The sequence below is a fragment of the Protofrankia sp. CiP1_Cm_nod2 genome, from assembly GCF_920664355.1.
GTDB lineage: Bacteria > Actinomycetota > Actinomycetes > Frankiales > Frankiaceae > Protofrankia.
On sequence record NZ_CAKKTL010000286.1, the window covers coordinates 1 to 4851 of the forward strand.

Consider the following 4851-nt stretch of genomic DNA (forward strand, 5'->3'; position numbering starts at 1 on the left):
GGAACCGCGCAACGCAGTAACCAGCGGGTCTGGGCACGCTGAACCGCCCTGGCACGTCCAGCATGTCCAGCGCGCCCAGACCGGCCGGTCCGGGTGGATGCCGCCGCCGAACTCCGCCGCATCCACCCGGATCCCTCCTCTCCCGGGCGCCCCGACCCCGCGCCAACCGCCCGCCGGGATCTCCCGGCAGCCCGTCTTCCTGGTGCTTCCTTCCCGCTGCTTCCCGCTGCTTCCCGGCGCTTCCCGCTGCTTCCCGGCGCTTCCCGGCGCTTCCTGCTGCCGGTCGGTGCCGGCCTTCACCAGCGGCGGGACCGACGGCCCATGCTTCCCCGACATGGCGGACGGCCGGCGGAGGGCATCCGCGACGACCGGCCGGGGTGCCTGCCACGCCGGCGGGATCATAAGGTAACGTGGTCGACGTACGGGACGTGGCGCAGCTTGGTAGCGCACCAGACTGGGGGTCTGGGGGTCGCAGGTTCAAATCCTGTCGTCCCGACGCTGGAGCGAGGCTGCTGAACAGGGCTATAGGTCCTGGTCAACAGTCTTTTTCGCGTCTCCATGGTGCCAGGTCAGTCGATCAACCCGGGCGGGCGTTGGGACCATCTGGGGACCGATCGCCGGTCAGCCCTACCCTGGACATACGCCTTGGTGGTGGTCGGCGGTCAGCCATAGCAGTGCGTCGCCTCACCGTGGAGGCGGAGCGCGCATTACCGCCTGCGAGCCTGCTGCGCCGGACAGTCCCTCCTCGACCGGCGGCGGCCCGTCGGGAGCGGTCAGTGGCCGGTCGGGAATGGCTGCTCGGCCCAGATGATTTTGCCGTGTGGGGTGTGGCGGGTGCCCCACCGTTGGGTGAGCTGGGCGACGAGGAGCAGGCCGCGGCCGCCCTCGTCGAAGACGCGGGCGCGGCGCAGGTGAGGTGCGGTGCTGCTGGCATCGGAGACCTCGCAGATGAGACTCCTCTCGTGGATCAGCCGGAGCTGGATGGGCGCGACGGCGTGGCGGATGGCGTTGGTGACCAGTTCGCTGACCACGAGCTCGGTGACGAAGGAGGCCTCCTCCAGCCCCCAGGCGGCGAGCTGGTCGGTGGCCATCTGACGGGCCTGGGCCACCACCGCCGGGTCCGCGGGCAGGTCCCAGATGGCGACCTGGGAGGCGTCCATGCCCTGGGTACGGGCGAGGAGTACGGCGACGTCGTCGGAGGGGACACCGCCGGGCAGCAGCGCATCCAGCACGTTGTCGCAGATCTGCTCCAGGGAGGACGTGCCGCCGCTGGCGGTCAGGGCACGGCTCAGCCGGTCGAATCCGGCGTCGGCACCGGATTCGCCGGACTCGATCAGACCGTTGGTGAACAGGGCGATCAGGCTGCCGTCGGGCAGCTCCAGCTCGACGGACTCGAAGGGCAGGCCACCGAGGCCCAGCGGGGGGCCGGCGGGCAGTTCGGGGAAGTCAACCGTGCCGTCCGGGGCGACGACGGCGGACACGGGGTGGCCGGCACGAGCGAGCGTGCAGCGGCGGAAGAGCGGGTCGTAGACCGCATACAGGCAGGTGGCGCCGATCTCCCCGGCCGCTGCTGTCTGCATCTCCTCGGCTCCTGGGTCTTCTTCCCGGTCGGCTCGGTCGGCCAGACGCAGGACGAGGTCGTCGAGATGCGTGAGCAGCTCGTCGGGCGGCATGTCCATATCGGCGAGGGTGCGGACCGCCAGGCGCAGGCGTCCCATGGTGGCCAACGCCTGGATGCCGTGCCCGACCACGTTGCCCACCACGAGGGCAACCCTGCCTCCGGACAGCGGGACGACGTCGAACCAGTCACCGCCCACACCGGCCCCGGAGCCGGAGCCGGCCGACGGATGGCGGGAGGCGACCGACGGATGGCGGGAGGCTACCGCCACCGCCACATGCGGGGACGTGCGCTGCGGCAACATGCTCCGCTGCAGGGCCAGCACGGTGTTGCGCTCGTGGGTGTAGCGGCGGGCGTTGTCGATGCACAGGGCCGCTCTGGCCGTGATCTCCTCGGCGAGAAGCAGGTCATCGGTGTCGAACAGGTCGGGGGTGCGGTGCCGCAGGAACACCGCGAGCCCGAGGGTCGTCCCGCGGGCGAGCAGCGGTACCACGATGAGGGAATGGATCCCGTACGCGGGGGCACTGCGTGCACGCGCCGTGTCATGCTCCAACCACGCCTGAATGTCGGGGTTGTCGATCGCGTACCGCGACGGCCTGCCGGTGACCAGGGCACGGGCCATGGGCGAGTCCTCGCCGTAGCGCTCTGTCTTTCCCGGCTCGACCGCGGACTCCGGGCAGCCATCCAGCACGGACTGCTGTGCGGCACGGCGGAGGAGCACGCCTGCGGTGGCCCGGCGCGGATCCGCCTCGTTGTCACCGACGGCGGAGTCGAGCAGGTCGACGCTGACGAAGTCGGCGAACTGCTCGGTGGCCACGTCCGCCAGCTCCTGGGCGGTCCGCACCGTGTCCAGCGTGGTTCCGATGCGGACGCTGGCCGCGTTCACGACGGCCAGCCGCTGCCTGGCCCGGTACTGCGTGGTGGTGTCGAGGGCTGCTGTCGACACCCCCCGCACCGTGCCTACGGGATCCTTCACCGGGTAGAGGAAGACCGACCAGGCGTGCGCATGGCTCTCGCCAGGCAGCGGGGTGACCATTTCCAGAGTCGACCGTTCCCCCGTGCGGATCACCTGCGTCATCAGTTGTTCGACCTGGTCGGCGATAAGGCTGGGGAAGATCTCCCCCGGACGGAGTCCAAGTACCGCCTCTTCCCGCGCGGCTATGACGCGCTGCGCTTCCTCGTTGCCTCCCACCATGCGCTTCTCTCGGTCGTAGATCCCGAGGACGATCGGCATCTGGTCGAGTGCCCAGTTCTTGAGCGCCGCCGCCGTGTCATGGCGCGAACCTGGTTCGCCTGGCTCGAGAGCCACCACGACCCAGCCGCTGTTTCCCCGCGTACCGTGCGTCGGGGCCGCGTGGACGTCAACCTCGACGGCGCGGCCGTCCCGGCGCCGCAGCATCACTCGGCCGTTGCACTCCTCCCGCCGCTCGATGCCGGGTAGCGCCAACGCCGGAAGGTCCACGGCAAGAAGGTCCGCCGCGGCGCGTCCCACCACCTCGTCCGGACGATAGCCCAGCAGCCGACCGGCTCCTGCCGTCCACGCGGTGAGCACGCCTCGAGCGTCCAGCGCGACCATCGCTATGCCGGCCACTGCCGCGGGAACGTCAGCCCCGTCTCGTGAAGGCTTTCTTTCGCTCATCCATACTCGTCTCGGCATTGCCGAAGCCCGCGACCTGCCGAGCTGCCGACCTGCCATCCCGGCGAATCAGGCCCCACACCCATTGCCACCGAGCATGGCACTGTGCAGCGGACCGCTCAACCAGACGGATACCGGCAATCAAGAGAATCGACCTGTCACCAATCTCATGGTTGGTGCTCCTTTGTCTCGTTCAGGCGGCTCAGTGACGTTTCTCACCCCGTTCACGGACCCGGACCGAAATCTCGATCGGCGTTCCGGCGAAACCAAAATCCTCGCGCAGCCTGCGCTCCAGGAAGCGGCGGTAGGCCGGCTCCAGGAAACCCGTCGAGAAGATGACGAAACGCGGCGGGCGCACGCCGGCCTGCGTCGCGAACAGCACCCGGGGCAGCCGGCCGCCGCGCGACGGCGGCGGGGTGGCCGCCACGACCTCGCCCAGCCAGGCGTTGAGCCGGCCGGTGGGGATGCGCGTCCCCCACGACTCCAGCGACGTCCGCAGCGCCGGGGCCAGCCGGTCGACGGCGCGGCCGGTCATCGCCGAGACGTTCACCCGCGGCGCCCAGGCCACCCGGCCCAGGTCCCGGACGATCTCCCGTTCGAGGGTGAGCCGGCGGTCCTCGTCGAGCAGGTCCCACTTGTTGAACGCCAGCACCAGGGCCCGGCCGGCCTCGACCACCATGGTGATCACTCGCTGGTCCTGTTCGGTGAGCGGCTCGCCGGCGTCCAGCAGGACGATCGCGACCTCCGCGGCCTCCAGCGCGGCGGCGGTGCGCAGCGACGAGTAGTACTCCGCGCCGGTGGCCTCCCGCACCCGGCGGCGCAGGCCCGCGGTGTCGACGAACTTCCAGGTCTCCCCGCCGACCGTCACCAGTTCGTCGACCGGGTCGCGGGTGGTGCCGGCGACGTCGTGCACCAGCGAGCGCTGCGTGCCGGCCAGCCTGTTCAGCAGGCTGGACTTGCCGACGTTCGGCTTGCCCAGCAGGGCGACCCGCCGCGGGCCGTCGACCTCCTCGAAACGTTCCCGCGGCGCCGGTGGGAGGGCTTCGAGAACGGCGTCGAGCAGGTCCCCGCTGCCCCGGCCGTGCAGGGACGAGACGGGGTGCGGCTCGCCGAGGCCGAGGCTCCACAGCGCGGCGGCGTCGGCCTCGCCGCGGGAGTCGTCGACCTTGTTCGCCGCGAGGACGACCGGCAGCCCGCTGCGGTGCAGCACGCGGGCGACGGCCTCGTCCGCGTCGGTGGCCCCGACGGTGGTGTCGACCACGAACAGCACCGCGTCGGCGGTGTCGAGGGCGGCGCGCGCCTGCTCGGCGACCCGGGCCGCGAGCCCATGCGCGTCCGGCTCCCAGCCGCCGGTGTCGACCACCACGAAACGGCGGCCGTTCCAGGTCGCGTCGTAGGCGACGCGGTCCCGGGTCACGCCGGGGACGTCCTCGACGACCGCGGCCCGCCGGCCGAGTATCCGGTTCACCAGCGTCGACTTGCCGACGTTGGGGCGTCCGACAACGGCCAGGACCGGCTGGCGGTCGTCGAACTCGGACCGGCCCGCGGCGGAGTCCCGCGGTGCCTGCGAAGCCACACCCACAACGTCCTCGTCTCT

The 4851-nt window shown here is 71.3% G+C and carries 2 protein-coding genes and 1 tRNA gene; 1 reads left to right on the forward strand and 2 read right to left on the reverse strand.

Annotated elements, in window-relative coordinates; translation table 11 throughout:
* The first annotated feature begins 422 nt into the window (after window positions 1-422).
* Window positions 423-496: transfer RNA gene (locus tag NBW84_RS21740), tRNA-Pro, on the forward strand.
* Between the two features lie 277 nt (window positions 497-773).
* Here NBW84_RS21740 and NBW84_RS21745 read toward each other — a convergent pair.
* Together NBW84_RS21745 and der are read right to left on the reverse strand one after the other, a co-directional pair.
* The gene (locus tag NBW84_RS21745; protein ID WP_445548808.1) at window positions 774-3194 is read right to left on the reverse strand and encodes a SpoIIE family protein phosphatase; all 2421 of its coding nucleotides are present in this window, start codon (window positions 3192-3194) and stop codon (window positions 774-776) included.
* 262 nt (window positions 3195-3456) lie between these two features.
* On the reverse strand, window positions 3457-4851 hold a 1395-nt coding region (gene der / locus NBW84_RS21750), incomplete at its 5' end, for a ribosome biogenesis GTPase Der (protein WP_445548806.1).